The organism is Rhizobium sp. BR 317, assembly GCF_047445835.1.
Classification (GTDB): Bacteria; Pseudomonadota; Alphaproteobacteria; order Rhizobiales; family Rhizobiaceae; genus Rhizobium; species Rhizobium paranaense.
The window spans coordinates 207,419-223,756 of sequence record NZ_JARWLB010000008.1 but is presented as its reverse complement, the minus strand read 5'-3'; the positions used below and the strand labels follow the sequence as shown (position 1 = coordinate 223,756).

13 protein-coding genes are annotated in these 16,338 nt (G+C 60.3%); 2 read left to right on the top strand and 11 right to left on the bottom strand.

Annotated features, from left to right (window positions below; translation table 11 throughout):
- Positions 1 to 157 precede the first annotated feature (157 nt).
- On the top strand, positions 158 to 676 hold the full coding sequence (locus QD357_RS15340; protein ID WP_183938398.1) for a DUF992 domain-containing protein: 519 nt from the start codon (positions 158 to 160) through the stop codon (positions 674 to 676).
- A gap of 358 nt (positions 677 to 1,034) precedes the next feature.
- Positions 1,035 to 2,267, top strand: a complete 1,233-nt coding sequence (gene pepT, locus QD357_RS15335; protein WP_414124552.1) for a peptidase T — start codon at positions 1,035 to 1,037, stop codon at positions 2,265 to 2,267.
- A gap of 71 nt (positions 2,268 to 2,338) precedes the next feature.
- Here the strand turns inward: pepT and QD357_RS15330 are convergent, their stop codons facing one another.
- The 11 genes from QD357_RS15330 to QD357_RS15280 form a co-directional block, all read right to left on the bottom strand.
- The gene (locus QD357_RS15330) at positions 2,339 to 3,433 is read right to left on the bottom strand and encodes an LLM class flavin-dependent oxidoreductase (protein ID WP_414124551.1); all 1,095 of its coding nucleotides are present in this window, start codon (positions 3,431 to 3,433) and stop codon (positions 2,339 to 2,341) included.
- Positions 3,434 to 3,522: 89 nt separating this feature from the next.
- Positions 3,523 to 5,406, bottom strand: coding sequence for an MFS transporter (locus tag QD357_RS15325; protein ID WP_183938401.1), 1,884 nt, complete (start codon positions 5,404 to 5,406; stop codon positions 3,523 to 3,525).
- A gap of 527 nt (positions 5,407 to 5,933) precedes the next feature.
- Positions 5,934 to 7,133 carry an MFS transporter gene (locus tag QD357_RS15320; protein WP_183938402.1) on the bottom strand — a complete coding sequence of 400 codons (1,200 nt, stop codon included), beginning with the start codon at positions 7,131 to 7,133 and terminating at the stop codon, positions 5,934 to 5,936.
- Between the two features lie 298 nt (positions 7,134 to 7,431).
- Entirely contained in the window at positions 7,432 to 7,803 is a 372-nt protein-coding gene (locus QD357_RS15315) for a hypothetical protein (RefSeq protein ID WP_183938403.1), read from the bottom strand.
- 93 nt (positions 7,804 to 7,896) lie between these two features.
- Positions 7,897 to 9,021 (bottom strand): NADH:flavin oxidoreductase/NADH oxidase, encoded by a 1,125-nt coding sequence (locus tag QD357_RS15310; RefSeq protein ID WP_414124550.1) that lies wholly within the window; start codon positions 9,019 to 9,021, stop codon positions 7,897 to 7,899.
- Positions 9,022 to 9,156: 135 nt separating this feature from the next.
- Positions 9,157 to 10,113: a S1C family serine protease gene (locus QD357_RS15305; RefSeq protein ID WP_183938405.1), complete on the bottom strand. Its 957-nt coding sequence runs from the start codon at positions 10,111 to 10,113 to the stop codon at positions 9,157 to 9,159.
- A gap of 243 nt (positions 10,114 to 10,356) precedes the next feature.
- Positions 10,357 to 10,773 (bottom strand): organic hydroperoxide resistance protein, encoded by a 417-nt coding sequence (locus tag QD357_RS15300; RefSeq protein ID WP_183938635.1) that lies wholly within the window; start codon positions 10,771 to 10,773, stop codon positions 10,357 to 10,359.
- Positions 10,774 to 11,012: 239 nt separating this feature from the next.
- Positions 11,013 to 12,779: a cytochrome c biogenesis protein DipZ gene (locus tag QD357_RS15295; RefSeq protein WP_414124549.1), complete on the bottom strand. Its 1,767-nt coding sequence runs from the start codon at positions 12,777 to 12,779 to the stop codon at positions 11,013 to 11,015.
- Positions 12,780 to 12,961: 182 nt separating this feature from the next.
- Complete coding sequence (locus QD357_RS15290) at positions 12,962 to 14,284, bottom strand: ATP-binding protein (RefSeq protein WP_414124548.1); 1,323 nt, start codon at positions 14,282 to 14,284, stop codon at positions 12,962 to 12,964.
- Positions 14,281 to 15,021, bottom strand: a complete 741-nt coding sequence (locus tag QD357_RS15285) for a response regulator (protein WP_414124547.1) — start codon at positions 15,019 to 15,021, stop codon at positions 14,281 to 14,283. Before QD357_RS15285 ends, QD357_RS15290 begins: the two co-directional genes overlap by 4 nt.
- A gap of 89 nt (positions 15,022 to 15,110) precedes the next feature.
- The gene (locus QD357_RS15280) at positions 15,111 to 16,163 is read right to left on the bottom strand and encodes an alpha/beta fold hydrolase (RefSeq protein ID WP_414124546.1); all 1,053 of its coding nucleotides are present in this window, start codon (positions 16,161 to 16,163) and stop codon (positions 15,111 to 15,113) included.
- Positions 16,164 to 16,338: the final 175 nt, after the last annotated feature.

The following is a 16,338-nucleotide window of genomic DNA, read 5'->3' as shown; positions in this document are numbered from 1 at the left end:
GTCTTTTTCGTAATCGCTTATATTATGAATGGGATAACTACGATAGCCGCCTCAATTTTGTGGGATCGTTCTGCAAAGACGGACGTTAGTTAGAGCCGACTCAACGGCTCGACGAGCGGGGTGCCTTGCGCCCTGAATACTCTGACAGGAGAGAAAGATGAAAAAATTACTCGCGACGGCATTTTCAGCAGCATCATTGATCGTCATGGGTGCGGCGGCGGCGCACGCGGCCGACCTGCAGACCACCTACCGGGAGCCGGACGAGCGCAACGGCGTGAAGATCGGCTATCTCACATGCGACATCGGCGGCGGTGTCGGCTATGTGCTCGGATCCGCCAAGGAAGCCGATTGTGTTTTCCGCTCGACCGTCGGAAGAGAGCGTATAGACCATTATAGCGGTGCGATCAGAAAATTGGGCGTCGATCTCGGCTTCACGACCCGCAGCCGCCTTGTCTGGCTCGTCTTTGCTCCCACAGCCGGCTATCATCATGGTGCGCTGAGCGGCCTTTATACGGGCGTTACCGCCGAAGCGACCCTTGGTGCGGGCGTCGGCGCCAACGTCCTTCTCGGCGGCTCCTCCGGCTCCGTCCATCTCCAGTTAATCAGCGTGACCGGCCAGCTCGGGCTCAATGTCGCCGCTACCGGTACGTCGGTGACGCTGAGCACGGTAGAATAATCTCCACTGCTATTTTCGCCCTGGGCGTATGCTCCTTCTCGAGGAGGATACGTCCGGGACATGATTTACAGGATAAATGATGGCCGCAGGTTTCGAAGCGTGGCCGTCACGCAGCAATCGCATTCCGTACCGCCTCCTGCGGGAGAGCACGCGCAAAAGCAGAGTCCTGGATGCCGACGGATGCGGGACGATTAGGCTCAATTAATTGAGCCGGCTAATCATGGTATTGAGGACCGGGCGCGCAAAACCGGGTTGCCGCACCGACAAAACGCCTCAGCGGAACGAAAATGCATTCACGATCAAACCTACGGGGGCTATAGCTGAGTTATCGCCGATAGGCACATTGGACCCAAAGCTCATGACTGATACCGTTACCGACCGCTTCCTTCGTTATGTCGTTGTCGACACCCAATCGGATCCCAAGTCATCGACGCAGCCCTCCACGGAAAAGCAAAGGAATCTTGGCCGCATCCTGGTCGAGGAATTGCTGGCGATCGGCCTTTCCGACGCGCATCTCGATGAGCACGGCTATGTCTACGCAACCATTCCCTCCAATGTCGATAGGCCGGTCCCGGTCATCTGCTTCTGTTCGCATATGGATACCGCGCCCGACTTCACCGGAACGAACGTCAAACCGCAAATCCTTCGAAATTATGGTGGCGGTGACATCCAGCTCCCAGGCGAGCCGCAACAGATCATTTGCGTCAGCGACAATCCGGTCCTGCGCGACCAGATCGGCAACGACATCATCACGTCAGACGGCACGACGCTGCTCGGCGCCGATGACAAGGCCGGCCTTGCGGAAATCATGACGGCAGCGCAATTCCTCGTCGACAATCCGGAGATCAAACATGGAGCGATCAAGCTCCTGTTCACGACGGACGAGGAAATCGGGCGAGGGGTCGACAAGGTCGATCTGACGAAGCTCGGCGCCGAGTTTGCCTACACCGTCGATGGCGAAACGGCCGGCCATATCGAGGATGAAACCTTTTCTGCCGACGGTGTCGAAATCACCATTCAAGGTGTGGCCATCCATCCCGGTTTCGCCAAGGGCAAAATGGAGAACGCCATCAAAATCGCCGGCGACATCATCAGCCGACTGCCGAAGGATATGGCGCCGGAGACGACAGAGGGCAGGGATGGCTTCGTTCACCCGACCGGCGTGACCGGTTCGATGGAAAAGGCAGCCCTCGGCTTTATCGTCCGCGACTTCGACGACGGCGGTCTTGCCAGCAAGGAGACCATGCTTGAGGCGATCGTAAAAGAGGTGATGACGGACTATCCCGGCTCCACCTATTCCTTCAGCGTCAAGCAGCAATACCGCAACATGAAGTCCATTCTCGACCGCCATCCGGAAATCGCCGACAACGCCATCGAGGCCGTCCGGCGCGCTGGCATGACCCCTGTACGCGGCAGCATCCGCGGCGGCACCGATGGTTCGCGGCTGTCGTTCATGGGCCTGCCCTGCGCCAACATCTTCGCCGGTGGCCATGCCTTTCACTCGCCGCTCGAATGGGTCAGCCGGCAGGATATGGAGAAGGGCGTCAAGACGCTTGTCGAATTGGCAAAGATCTGGGCGGAGCGGGCTTAAGCGCCTAGCAAACGCAATGGCGGCGCTGTTTCGTCCTCGTCAGGTGTCGTCATATCGATGACGACGCCTTTTCATTCGACGCGAAGCCCCGCCTTTTTCAAAAGCGGGATGACTCGATCGCAAAAATAGGGCAGTTCCTGCGTGTAGTTGACGAAGGATAGGGCGATGCCGGCATAGCCTTGGGCTGATATGGCGATCATGTCCTCGACGATTTTTTCCGGCGTGCCAATCAGGGGATAGCTGCCGGCGCCACCGGCAAAGCGCTGGCGGTAGCGGTCATAGGCATCCCTGTCATGCGATTGCGAGAACTCTTTCTTGCCGGCCATATGCTGATCGACGGCGGCGTGATCGGCCATGATGACGGCGTAGCGGGTGTAATAGTCCTCCGCCTCCTGCTGGGTCTCGCGGCAAACCACATGGCAGACGGTGTAGACGCCGACATCCCTGCCTTGCTTTTCCGCCCGTTCAGCTATGTCGATGACGTGTTTCCCGGCATCGGCGATCTCGGTGAAGGTGGTGAAAAGATAGTCGCAGTTTGCTGCCGCAAAGTCGCGGCCCGGGCCACCGAAAGCTGCGTTCATCGTCACCGGCCGCGGTGTCTGCAGGCTCGCCGGACGGCTGACGGCTTCCTTCAATGTATAGTAGGTGCCGGCGTAGTCCACGGGTTCATCGGAGGCGTAGACCTTTTCGACGATCTCCAGCCATTCTGCCGCCTGATCGTAGCCCTTCTCGACCAAGGGAACGCCGAACATGCCGAATTCTTTCGGGTTCCAGCCACAGACGATGTTGAGGCCGGCCCGGCCCTGGCTGATGTGATCGACGGTCGCCAGCGACTTGGCGGCATAGAGCGGATGCACCAACGGCACATGCACGGTCATGAACAGGCCGATCTTCTCGGTCGCTGCCGCCAGCGCCGCCGCCCAGGTGAAGGTCTCGAACGACCATTCGCGCACCCGGTTTTTGCCGCCGAAGCCGCGCCAACGGGCAATCGGTAGAAAGAATTCGAGGCCCGCACGATCGGCGATCTGGGCTGCAGTCAGATTGTCCTGCCAGCCGGCGGCCCAGCGTTCCGGCACATCGGTGATCGCCAGCCCGCCATCGGCATTGGCGGAGAACACGCCAAGCTTCAGCCGGTTCGGGCCCTTTAGCGGATGCGTCTTGTTCATTTTTCCCTCGCCGGCAGCGACTGCAAATTACCAAACGTCAGGTACAAAAAGCCCGGCGGGATGTCTCGCGCCGGGCTTTGTTTGCGTTGCTATTGGATGGCGTTGAGGTCAACGCCCTTGGTGTCGCGGATAAAGATAAGGCCAATGACAAGGCTCATTGCCGCAACCGCGATCGGATACCAAAGGCCGTAATAAATATCGCCCTTGGCAGCGCTCATCGCAAAGACCGTTGCCGGAAGCAGGCCGCCGAACCAGCCGTTGCCGATATGATAGGGCAAGGACATGCCGGTATAGCGGATACGGGTCGGAAACATCTCGACCAATATCGCGGCAATGGGACCATAGACCATGGTCACATAGATAACGAGAATGGTGAGAATGGCGATGGTGAGCGGCCAGTTTACCGCATTGGGATCGGCGACCATTTTAAACGCACCGCCGTTCGGTATGGTGTAGACGGCCATTTCCGTTGCCCCGGCCGCTTGTTCCGCCGTGAGCAGCTTCGCCTTGACGAGATCGGCCACCGGAGTGACTGTCTTTTCCCCGGCACGGATCGTCGCGGCATTGAGGTTGAGTTCAGAGTTTGCGGCAATGAAGCTATCCAGCTTGACATCCGGTACCTTGGCCGGATCGCGGGCGAGCGGGAAGCCGGCCTTCTGTAAAGCAAGGTTCAGATCATGTGTGAACGTGGCGGTCTTTGCCGCAGCGTCCGCGCCCGCGGCGACGGCATCGAATGAGGTCACGGTCGTATCGGCCACCGTTACCGTTGCCGGCTGGCCGGCCGGGCCAGCGACGATGACATAGGGGACGGAGCTCTTCGACAGGAATGACGTCGCGATATCGCAGGATCTGTTGAATTTCGCCGTTCCGACCGGGTTGAACTGGAAGGTGCAATCGCCGGGCGCTGCGGTGACGGTGGCGCGGATCGTCTGCTCTGCCTGGGCGAGAGCCGGGTTTGCCGCGCGGGTCAATGCGTTGAACAGCGGGAAATAGGTCAGGATCGCCAAGGCAAGGCCCGCCATGATGATCGGCTTGCGGCCGATCTTGTCGGATAGCCAGCCGAACACGACGAAGAAGCCGCTGCCGATCACGAGGGCTATGGCGATCATGATATTGACCGATTGGCCATCGACCTTCAGCACGTTCTGCAGGAAGAACAGCGAATAGAACTGGCCCGCATACCAGACGACGGCCTGGCCGGCCGTGAGGCCGAAAAGTGCGAGCAGAGCGATCCTGGCGTTCTTCCACTGTCCGAAAGCTTCCGACAGCGGTGCTTTGGAGCCCTTGCCCTCTTCCTTCATCTTTTGGAAGGCCGGGGATTCACTGAGCGATAGCCGAATCCAAACGGAAATGCCGAGAAGGACGCAGGACAGGACGAAGGGGACACGCCAGCCCCAATCGGCAAAGGCGCCTTTGCCAAGCCAATTCTGCACCACCAGAATGACGATGAGCGACAGGAAGAGCCCGAGCGTCGCCGTCGTCTGAATCCAGGATGTGTAATAGCCCCGCCGGTCGTTGGGCGCATGTTCGGCGACATAGGTGGCGGCGCCGCCATATTCCCCGCCGAGTGCCAGGCCCTGCAACAGGCGCAATCCGATCAGAATGATCGGGGCAATGATGCCCCAACTGGCCGAACCCGGCAGGACGCCGACCAGGAAGGTCGACAGGCCCATGATCGTGATCGTGACTAGAAACGTATATTTGCGGCCGACGAGATCGCCGATCCGTCCAAAGACCAGCGCGCCGAACGGCCGGACGAGAAAGCCTGCCGCAAAAGCGAGCAGCGCGAAAATATTGCGGGTTGCCTCCGGATAATCGCTGAAAAAGGCCGCACCGATGAATGTGGCCAGAGAACCATAGAGATAGAAATCATACCATTCGAAAACAGTTCCGAGCGAAGATGCAAAGATCACCTTCTTCTCTTCCCTGGTCATACCCCGACCAGAAGCTTCACCCACAGCAGTGGTTGCCATTCTTATTCCTCCCAGTTGCACCAAGGATATGGACGCCAGAACCGTGCATATCCTCCCATGTTGGCATTACGCTTGGTTTTTCGGTCGATCGACGGCAAGCCAAGCGCCGGTGAACGCCCCCGGATTTCCTCCCCCCAGAGGTCACGCACCTGATGCACGAGAGAAGTGTTGACCAAAAATTGAAAAATGCAATGCCAACAACTTGCCTCCACCGTCTAAAACTGTGTGTAAGGCGGTGGGAGGGGTAAGGTATTCCTGCAAAAGCGATAGCCTCGGATCGCCGAGATCGCCCGCAAATCCATTTCGTCAATTCCGGATTGGACGGCGTTAAAATCCGGATTGGACGAAACAAAAATCCGAATTGGACGGAATACCCCTTTGCCTGAAGAAGCTAGCCGACAGCCCTCTTCATTTTCGACCAGAACGAGGTTGATCCTGCCATTCGGCGAACGGCTCTATGCGGCCCCCATCTCATGTCTATGGGGACCGTGATCGTTTCAGTCACATGCGTTGGCGCCGCGTTCGGACTACGCCGGTTGAAGTCCGACGCGCCGTAACGGCGGAAAGGCGAGCGCGATGGCGACTGCACCGAGGCCGACCATGGACGATCCGATGAAGAGCCAGGAATAGTTCGCGAATGTATCGAAGATCCAGCCGCCCACCAGCGGACCGAACGCCATTCCAATGCTCGACAGCATCGTTGCCGCGCCGAAGACGGTGCCGATGACGCGGGGGCCGAAATATTCGCGTGCAAGCACCGCATAAAGCGGCATGACCCCGCCATAGGCGCTGCCGAAGATGACCGCGAGCGCGTAGAATTCGTCAAGCTCGCTGACGAGGAGATAGGTCGCGAGAGCTGCCGCCTGCACCAGTAGACCCGCGACCAGGACTGGCTTGACGCCGACCCTGTCGGCAAGCGTGCCATATAAGAGCCGGCCGCCGAGCCCTGCTAGCCCTTCGACGCTGTAGATGCTGACGGCCGCCATCGGTGCCACGCCACAGATCGTCGCATAGCTTACCATGTGGAATATCGGCCCCGAATGCGCCGCGCAGCAGGCAAAGAAGGTTCCTCCGAGAACGAGAAATTGCGGCGATCGGAATATCTGCCCGAGCGGTACGCTGGGACCTTCGGCCGCGGAATCGGCAGCCGAACCACCCGCAGCAACCGGCGGGCGTCGCACAAGCAGTGCCGCCGGCACCAGCAGTATCCAGGCGAGACAACCGATGAGCATCATGGCGGTCTGCCAGTCATAGGTCGAAATCAGCCAGCGGGCGAATGGCGAAATCGTCATCGGCGCAACGCCCATGCCAGCGGAGACCAGCGAAACGGCGAGGCTGCGGTTTTCCTCGAACCATGCGGTGGTGGCCGCGATCATCGGTGCGAAGAATGCGCTGGCGGCGAGGCCCACGAGAATGCCATAGGTCAATTGAAATTCGAGGAGCGATCCGGCGCGGCTCGCCAGCACAAGCGCAAGGCCCAACAGGACTGCGCCTGTCAACACGACGATGCGAGGCCCGAAGCGGTCGCTTGCCGCGCCCCACAGGAAACCACCGAGACCCATCACCAGAAAATTGAGCGTCATCGCGCTCGCAATGCCCGCATGCGACCAATTGGTGGCCGTAGCGATCGGCATTTGAAAGATAGCCAGTGAAAACATCGCGCCAAGCGCAACACAGGTCATCAGCGCGCCGGCGGCCACGATGACCCAACGATAGGAAACGTTCATATCCGCTTAACCCCTCTATTTGTGCGATCGATCTTAGTGCGGCATGGACGGCCCTCGTCCGTGGCCGTCCATTCCCTTAAGACGCTCGAACCGGCGCGATTTCGACATGCTCCTTTCATTTTTATTCTTGAGCATGCGACTGGGGTGATCGCAGATCAATTCATATAAGAGCATGGCCGCCGAATAAGCGCGAATTGGCCTCGCGGTGCCCCTAGACCTCTCGGTCGGCAGCATCGATGATTTCGATTTCGCAGATATTATGAACTGCGGTCTTCGCTTGTCCGCGTCGCGAAGCCACCTATTTCCAATTCTCGCGCCGCCACTCCTCCACGCGCTCATCCATATCGATGCTTCCCCTTTCAGCCAGGATATTCAGCGCAGCGTCGTGCTGCTCCTTGTTCACTTCCTGCACGGTCAGCAGGACGCCACCGCGTCGAAGCGCCTCCGCGTAGTTCTTGCGTTGCTCTTCCGTAAAGAAGAACCCGGTCAGGGCGTCGATAAAGCCGATATGATCGATTGGCGGTACATCGGGCCGGTTTCCGGGCGTCATGGTGATGGCATCTTTCGGTATGCCGGCCTCTATGAGTTCTTCGGATGCCTTTTCGGCGTCGGCCTCGTCGTCAAAAAATGCGCTGAGCGCATGCGAACCGGGTCGTCCTGCGATTTCCATGGTGTTTCTCCGTCGCTATAGCCTGATGGCATAACGACGGCGACAGTGCGCAGTTCCCGCTGCGGCCGTGATGAGAAGACTGGATGCCCCTCGTTACGCGCGGGTGGCGGTACCGCCCAGCTCGAACAGGTCCTTGAATTGACGCGGCTGACTGCGGAGATATTGATTGGGCGCCCGCACCTGAGCTCCCAATTCGGCCGCTGCGTGCCATGGCCAACGGGGATCGTAGAGAATGGCGCGCGCCAGCGCGATCATGTCGGCATCCCCGGTCGAGACGATCGCTTCTGCCTGCGTCGGCTCGGTGATCAGCCCGACGGCGACCACCGGCATGCGAACGGCAGCCTTGACGGCGCGGGCAAGCGGCACCTGATAGCTCGGCCCGATCGGAATCTGCTGCGCCGGGTGAAGGCCGCCACTGGAGACGTGAATCGCGTCGCAGCCGCGGGCATCGAGCTCCTTGGCGAAAGCAACGATCTCATCGAGGGTCAAGCCGCCTTCGACCCAATCCGTACCCGAGACCCGCATGGTGAGCGCTTTATCGGAGGGGAAGGCGGCGCGCACCGCATCGAACACCTCCAGCGGAAACCGCATCCGGTTCTCCAGTGAGCCGCCATATTCGTCCTCTCGCCGGTTCGAAAGCGGCGAGAGAAACTGGTGCAGGAGATAGCCGTGGGCTCCGTGAAGCTGGATGAAGTCGAGGCCAAGTCGACCTGCGCGGACGGCCGAGGCCGCGAAGGCATCGCGAATCCGCTGCAACCCGTCACGATCCAATGCAGTCGGCGGAACGCGCCCCTCGGTAAAGGGAATGGCGGAGGGCGCCTCCGTCTGCCAGCCATGCGGCGTGCCCGGAGCGATCTGCGCGCCTCCGAGCCAGGGGACTTCGGTCGACGCCTTGCGGCCGGCATGGCTCAATTGAATTCCGAGCGGCATGTCCGACCACCGCCGGATGCCCTCAAGCGTCCTGCGCATGGCCGCTTCTGTTTCATCATTCCACAGCCCGACATCCGCCCAACTGATGCGGCCTTCGGGAAGAACGGCGGTTGCTTCGATGGTCAGCAAGGCCGCTCCCGAGAGGGCAAGCTGGCCGAGATGAATGAGATGCCAATCGTTCATGCATCCATCCTCAGCCGAATATTGGCACATGGGCGCAATGACGATGCGGTTGGCCAAGTCGAGATTGCGAACGCGAAACGGCGTGAAAAGGGCGGGTTGGGCCATGATAGTGTCCTTTGTGCGGTGGAGCGCGTCCACATGGTTACGTGGAAAAATAGGCTCTTCTCAACATTCTCCACCGACCGTTCGTTGCCGGTCAGATCAACTGAACCGGCCGGCGTTGTCATTTTCCTCGGATGCCTACGACCGGGCAACCGGCAGCAAGATCCGTTTCTCAATTCGGCCTGCGACTGAGAAGACGAGCAGGTCGGTGTTTTGACCGATCCTCTCGCCGCCCATCAGCCTTACGATGTCGTCGACACCACTGACCGGGGTGCCGTCGATTGCCAGAATATAGTCGCCGTCCCGCAAGCCTGCGCGCTCGGCAGGACCGCCGGGTTCGACGCGTCTGACGCGCACCGAGGTTCCCTGGCCCGTCCCGGCCTCAAGGGCAATCCTCCGCGGCAGCTCGATCGTATCGCCGGCGATGCCGATGAAGGCACGCCTGACCTGGCCGTAGCGCAGTATTTCCGAAACCACGAAGTTCGCCGTATTGGAAGCGACCGCGAAGGCGATGCTCTGCGCGCCCTGGATGACGGCCGTATTAACCCCGATGACCTCGCCACTCGACGATACCAACGGCCCTCCGGAATTGCCGGGATTGAGCGCGGCGTCGGTCTGAATGACGTCATCCATCAGGCGTCCGCTCGCAGATCGCATCGAGCGACCAAGCGCTGATACGATACCGGCGGTCACCGTCCATTCGAAGCCGAGCGGATTTCCGATGGCGATGGCGATATGGCCCCTGCGCAGACGCTTGGAGTCCCCAAGCCGAGCCCAGGCGCCGACGCCGGAATTCGCTCGGATGAGAGCGATGTCGGTGTCGACGTCGCGTCCGAGCACGCGTCCTTCGGTGACGGAACCGTCAGGGGTGGTGATGCGGACGATCTTGGCGTCGTCGACGACATGGTTGTTGGTGACGATCAGCCCGTCCGGCGAGACGGCAAAGCCGGAACCATGCCCGCCCTTGCCGCCAACACGCTCGATCCGGCTGACCGCCGGTCCAACCGCCTCCACCGCACTTGCTATGGATTGAGAATATGCATCGATCAGTGCCCCGTCGTCTGCGGGCACAATGTTCTTATCTATGAAACCCATCGTTTGATCCTCAAACAGCGGCGCCCATCGTCGCTGCCGCCGGCGACCGATCACAGGGGATGCCCTGGTTCGCCATGGCGCTGTAGTGAGAATTAGATGGATGGGCGTCGGCTTGCGTTCAAGGCGGGACACTTGCTGCGGAAAGCTTTGATCGCTGCCAAGACTTATTCAATCGCACGCCGGCTGTTGTGCCGGCGTGCGATGGTCATTCTATCGCTGCAGCGATTGGGAAGGCAGATCGGGTCAGACCACGTTGATCACGACGTCTATATTGCCGCGCGTGGCCTTGGAATAGGGGCAGGTCTGATGCGCAGCCTCGACGAGCGCCTGAGCCACATCGCGCTCCAAGCCCGGCAGGCTGACATTGAGACGAGCTTGCAGGAAATATGCGCCGTCGATGAGGCAAAGATCCACCTCGGCGTCGATCGCCGCATCAGCCGGAACGGCGACCTTCATCTTGCCGGCGGCAAGCCCGATTGCACCTTCGAAGCAGGCCGACCAACCGGCAGCGAACAGTTGCTCCGGATTGGTGCCGGCGCCAGAGGTGCCGGGGGAGGAAAGCTTGATGTCCAGGCGGCCATCGGAGCTGCGCGATGCGCCGTCGCGGCCGCCGGTGGTGTGGGTCTTGCCGGTATAGAGTACCTTGCCGGTCTGGGTCATGATGTCGGTTCCTTTGATGTCTTTGATGGCGCCCTTATGCGGGCAATGACTGCTCACCAGCCATTGCCCGCATAAAGCAGTGTCGACGTATCCGGCATGTGTCCTGATCGAGCCGAAGTGTAACGGAGTGTGGGGTGCCGGCGGCTTTGTACATTGCCGTACAAAGAGGGCGGCGGGCGGTTGCTAATTCCGGTTTCCGCGCTGCCGCCGCAGGACGTCTCGCTGCATCGTCCTGCTCCTCATCCAAAGGTGAATACGTAGGCTTCGACACCGGGATCGAGGAAGCGGACCGTGAAAGTCCGCTCCCCGAGATCGCCGGCTTGGCGCACGAGCTGATAGAGGCGTGTTTCAGTGATTGTGCCGTTGCCCTCGGCGTCGGTGTCGGCGCCATGGCTGGCACCCGGCGCCTTGCCATCGACTGTGACCTGAAACCGCACCGGCTTGCCATCGGCACCGGGGCCGAGAACAAGGTGCAGGTCGCGGGCGCTGAAGCGATAGGTGATGCCGCCGCCGGCCTTGTTCAGCGTCGCTTGTTCGGGACCGATGGTCCAGTTGCCGGAGAGGCCCCATTCGTTGAGACCGGGTTCACCGGTCGTATAGTTCTGGGCGGCATTCCCGTTCAGACCCTCCGGCGATACGAAGTTCGAGGCTTCCTTATAGCCTATGTAGGTCTCGCCGGATCTGATGTTGCCGAGATCGGGTGCAGCCTCAGCGCCTCGCGCATTCGGCGTGACCATGCTGTTTTCGGGCATCTCGCTGCCGGCGTCCGCCAGCAGTTCCTGGATGACCTTTTCGGAGGTATCGTATTCGCCCTCCCCGAAAACATGGTGCCTGATCTGCCCTTTGGCGTCGACGAAATAGAGTGCCGGCCAGTAGCTGTTCTGGAACGCCTGCCAAATCCTGTAATTGTTGTCGATGGCGACGGGATAGCCGATGTCGAAGTCCTTGAGGGCTTCCTTCACGTTATCGACGTTCTTCTCGAAAGCGAATTCCGGTGCGTGCACGCCGATGACAATCAGCCCCTGATCCCGGTATTTGTCCGACCAGGCTTTGATGTAGGGGATGGTGCGGATGCAGTTGATGCAGGAATAGGTCCAGAAATCCACGAGCACGACCTTACCGCGAAGCTGCTCGGCGGTCAGCGGCGGCGAGTTCAACCATGTAACAGCGCCGTCAAGCGAGGGAAGCCGACCCTCGACGGGAAGTCTGCTTTTGAAGCCAGGCTTGGTGGCGGCCATCATCGGTGTGTTGCTGGCCACCATCGTCGCCGTGGAGTCCGGGCGATCGGCGTTGAAATGATCGAGAACGGCCTGCTCCAGCGTCGAGGTGCTGGCGTAGGACAAGTGCGCCAGAAATCCCGTGTCGAAGCCAAGCGCGATCGCTGCGACACCGGCGAGGACCGCCGCGCCGAGGGCCTGGCGCAGTCTTTCGCCAGATCCGAGCGAATTTTTCATGGCCGCGAAGATCCGGCTGCCAGCCAGAAGGGCGGCGGCGAGCGATGTTGCCGCACCTGCCGCATAGGCAAGAAGCAACAGAGTGGTGCGGGCATTCGCTCCCTGAAGGGCGGCACTCGTCAGGATCAGGCCGAGGATAGGGCCGGCGCAGGGCGCCCACAACAGCCCGGTGGCGATGCCGAGAACCAGAGAACTTCCAACCGTGGAGCAGGAATGCTGGCCGGGCGAATTCAGCAGCCTGTTTCCCAAGGCAACGATCGGCCGGGTCAGGATTGTAGCAATCCGCGGCGAGACGAGGGTTACACCGAAGACGGCAAGCAACGCGAGGGCGGCGTAGCGGCCATTTTCGTTGGCATGGATAGCCCAGCCGCCGCCGATGGCCGCAAGGGTCGCGACTGCGGCAAAGGTTATCGCCATGCCAGCGAGCATCGGCAGGCCGCTTCTGACGAAGGGCTGACCGGCACGGGCAAAGACAAAGGGAAGAACCGGGAGAATACAGGGGGTGAGGATCGTCAGCACGCCTCCGAGATAGGCAATGACAAGTAGCGTCATCTTCGTTTCCTTTGAAGGGATTGATCGGGCGCCAAGGCGCAATGGCCGACGAGCAGCCATTGGCCGCATAAGGGGAAGCGGACGTATCCCCCATGTGTCCCGATGAGGCGAAAGTGTAACGAAGTGTTGGAAGGGAGCGGGCCGCTACGTTGGGATACAAACGTAGCGTGGCTTTCAGCTTCTCAGCGGATGGAGATTTCCGCCGACAGGCCGCCGCCCTCGCGATTGCGCAAAGTGAGCGAGCCGCCAATCGCCTGAGCAAGCTGTCCGGCGATCGCCAATCCCAATCCAGTTCCCCCGGTTCCCCGGCTCCGGGATTGTTCAAGCCGGAAGAAGGGCTGCATCACCGCGTCGAGCTGATCCGCCGGAATGCCGGGACCGCGGTCGAGCACCTTGATAAGGATCGCCCCGGTGCCGTCCTTCTGTACGGATATCTCCGCCGTGCCTGCGAATTTGAGCGCGTTGTCGATGAGGTTTGTCAGGATCCGCCGGAGGGCATGCGGCCGGGTAACAACAGCGCCGTCGATCTTGTCGGCGACCATCACCGCTTTGCCAGTGTCCTGATAGTCATAGGCAAGGCTCTCGACGAACGAGCCGATATCAATGCGGGAAGGTTTTTCGGTATTTCCGTGGGCGCTGCGGGCATAGGCTACCCCCTCGTGGACAAGGCGCTCGATTTCGGCGAGGTCCTGCACCAGCTTTTCTTTCTCCGCGGAGTCTTCCGCGATTTCGGCCCGCAGCTTCATGCGCGTAATCGGTGTCTGAAGATCGTGCGAGATCGCCGCGAGAATCTGCACCCTTTCCTCCAGATAATGGGCGATCCGGTCGCGCATCGCATTGAAAGCGCGTGCGGCATGGGCGACTTCGCTTGGCCCCGCTTCTGCGAGGCGCGGTGTCTTCTTGTTCGGATCAAGAGCGTCGGCGGCATTGGCCAGGTTCACAAGCGGCCGGATCGCCTGCCGGACGACAAGCCAGGTACAGAGAATGAGAAGACCGAGCTGCAGGAGAAGAACGAAGGGCAGCCATACGGCCATCGGCATGATGGGTGCGGGATTGACGTCGATCGTCAGCGGATTGCCGTCGCTGAGGGTCAGATGGGCTTGGAGGCGCTTGCCGTCACCCGGTATCGACACGAAGCTGAGGGGAAAGCGCTTGCCGACGGCGTCTTGTATTCTTCCGGCAATCTGCCTGCCCTGCTCCGTCATATCAGGCACGCCCGGAAGGCCCGGGCCGAGGACAAACCGATAGGTTCCGCGATCGAGGCGATCCAGCCAATCGGCACGTTCGGCCGCCGGCAGGCGATCGAGAACAGCGATCGAGGTCGCCACATCGCTCTCCAGCGTGTTGAGCATCACAGTCTTGGCGGAGATGTAGCGTTCCACGAACTGGACACTGAAGGTAAGCCCCTGAGCGATCATCAACCCGGCCAGAAGGATCAGGAACAGCCTTGATCCCAAGCTGCGTGGCCAAGGCCGGAAACCTCGAAACCCTGAGACGTCGCTCATCGGCGCAACTCGGATATTTCGACCGGCATTGCGAAAACATAGCCTTCGCTGCGGACCGTTTTGATATAGGCGGGCTCGCGGGCATCGTCGCGGAGGCGCTGGCGAAGTCGGCTGACCAGCAGGTCGATAGACCGGTCGAACAGCTCGGCGTCCCGCCCCTGTGTGAGGTTCAAAAGCTGATCACGGTTGAGGACGCGTTGCGGATGATCGACGAAAACGCGGAGCAAGCGATATTCCGCGCCGCTGAGCGCAATCGCCGTTCCTTCGCGATCGAGCAGATGTCGGCCGGTCGTATCGAGCTGCCAATCGCCGAAGGACAAAAGCTGGCCGACTTCCGTTACCTGCAGATTTGGTGGGAGCATGCGGGTGCGGCGCAGGACCGCCTTGATGCGGGCCAGGAGCTCGCGCGCGGCAAAGGGCTTTACCACATAATCGTCCGCTCCCATTTCCAGGCCGATGATACGGTCCGTCTCGTCGTTGCGTGCGGTCAGCATCAGGATCGGTGTCGACTTGTGCTTGCCGGCGCGCAGCTCGCGACAAAGAACCAGACCGTCGTCGCCCGGCATCATCACGTCGAGGACGATGAGATCGACGGCATTTGTTTCCAGAAATGCCCGCATATGCCGGCCGTCTGCGGCGACGGTGGTGCGCAGCCCGTTCTTTGTGAGATAGCTCGAAACCAGCTCACGGATTTCACGATCGTCATCAACGATCAAAATGTGGTCGATGTGATCCATCGTCGGGTGGCCTCTTCTGTCCAGAACGGCGCAACAGGACGTCGCCGGCAGCGGTAGTCTATACCAACGCCGGCGCCCTGCTCGGAAGATCAGAATCTATCCACGTCGATGATTGCCTGGGCGAAAGCCTGCGGTGCTTCCTGCGGCAGGTTGTGGCCGATGCCGCCTTCTATGGTCCTGTGCTCGTACTTGCCCGCGAACTTATTGCGATAGGCTGCGGGTTCGGGATGCGGCGCGCCATTCGCGTCACCTTCCATTGTGATCGTGGGTGCGTTGATGACCGGAGCCTTTGCCAGCCGCTTTTCCAGATCGTCATACTGCGCCTCGCCTTCCGCCAGGCCCAGCCGCCAGCGATAATTGTGAATGACGATGGCGACGTGATCCGGATTGTCGAAGGATGCGGCGGTGCGTTCGAAGGTCGCATCGTCGAAATTCCACTTCGGCGACGCGATCTGCCAGATGAGTCTCGCGAAGTCGCTCCGGTATTTGGCATAGCCTTCCTGGCCGCGTTCCGTGGCAAAATAATACTGATACCACCATTGCAGTTCTGCCTTCGGCGGCAGCGGCTTCTTGCCGGCTTCCTGGCTGCCGATCAGATAGCCGCTGACGGAGACCATGGCCTTGCAGCGCTCCGGCCACAGCGCCGCAAGAATGTTGACCGTACGCGCGCCCCAATCGAAGCCGCCAAGGACCGCCTTTTGGATCTTCAGCGCATCCATCAAGGCAAGGATATCGGTAGCGACGACCGACTGCTGGCCATTGCGGACGGTGTTGGCTGAAAGAAAGCGCGTTGTGCCGTAGCCACGCAGATAAGGAATGATCACCCGGTAGCCCTGAGCCGCCAGCAAGGGCGCAACGTCGACGAAGCTGTGGATGTCATAGGGCCAGCCATGCAGAAGAATGACCGGCGGACCATCAGCCGGGCCGGCTTCGGCATATCCGATATTCAGCAGGCCCGCATCAATCTGTTTGAGAGGACCAAAGGATGTATTCGTTCCCGGCTTGATCGCGGGCGGGGCCGTCGGCTTGGTCTGCGCGGACTGTGCTTGCGCAACGCCGAACAGGCCGAGTTGTGCGGCGGTGATGGTCATGGCGGCGGTACCAAAGAAACGGCGGCGATGATGGTTGATATCTTCGGACATTAATCTCTCTCTAATATGGCTTCGGGTCGGCATGAAGAGACCGCCTCCGTGTATCTGCGATGTGTCGCGATACCCTCGGCTTTGAATAGGTATGTAGCCTTCAGGGCTTCAGATACAATTGGCTACAAACGATGGCGTGATGCGCGAGGGGAAATCGGTAAATGATGCGTTAGCC

What these genes read in the sequence shown, in the direction of transcription:
- QD357_RS15340 (WP_183938398.1), top strand. Translation starts at nt 158, where the DNA reads ATGAAAAAATTACTCGCGACGGCATTTTCAGCAGCATCATTGATCGTC.
- pepT (WP_414124552.1), top strand. Translation starts at nt 1,035, where the DNA reads ATGACTGATACCGTTACCGACCGCTTCCTTCGTTATGTCGTTGTCGAC.
- QD357_RS15330 (WP_414124551.1), bottom strand. Translation starts at nt 3,433, where the DNA reads ATGAACAAGACGCATCCGCTAAAGGGCCCGAACCGGCTGAAGCTTGGC.
- QD357_RS15325 (WP_183938401.1), bottom strand. Translation starts at nt 5,406, where the DNA reads ATGGCAACCACTGCTGTGGGTGAAGCTTCTGGTCGGGGTATGACCAGG.
- QD357_RS15320 (WP_183938402.1), bottom strand. Translation starts at nt 7,133, where the DNA reads ATGAACGTTTCCTATCGTTGGGTCATCGTGGCCGCCGGCGCGCTGATG.
- QD357_RS15315 (WP_183938403.1), bottom strand. Translation starts at nt 7,803, where the DNA reads ATGGAAATCGCAGGACGACCCGGTTCGCATGCGCTCAGCGCATTTTTT.
- QD357_RS15310 (WP_414124550.1), bottom strand. Translation starts at nt 9,021, where the DNA reads ATGGCCCAACCCGCCCTTTTCACGCCGTTTCGCGTTCGCAATCTCGAC.
- QD357_RS15305 (WP_183938405.1), bottom strand. Translation starts at nt 10,113, where the DNA reads ATGGGTTTCATAGATAAGAACATTGTGCCCGCAGACGACGGGGCACTG.
- QD357_RS15300 (WP_183938635.1), bottom strand. Translation starts at nt 10,773, where the DNA reads ATGACCCAGACCGGCAAGGTACTCTATACCGGCAAGACCCACACCACC.
- QD357_RS15295 (WP_414124549.1), bottom strand. Translation starts at nt 12,779, where the DNA reads ATGACGCTACTTGTCATTGCCTATCTCGGAGGCGTGCTGACGATCCTC.
- QD357_RS15290 (WP_414124548.1), bottom strand. Translation starts at nt 14,284, where the DNA reads ATGAGCGACGTCTCAGGGTTTCGAGGTTTCCGGCCTTGGCCACGCAGC.
- QD357_RS15285 (WP_414124547.1), bottom strand. Translation starts at nt 15,021, where the DNA reads ATGGATCACATCGACCACATTTTGATCGTTGATGACGATCGTGAAATC.
- QD357_RS15280 (WP_414124546.1), bottom strand. Translation starts at nt 16,163, where the DNA reads ATGTCCGAAGATATCAACCATCATCGCCGCCGTTTCTTTGGTACCGCC.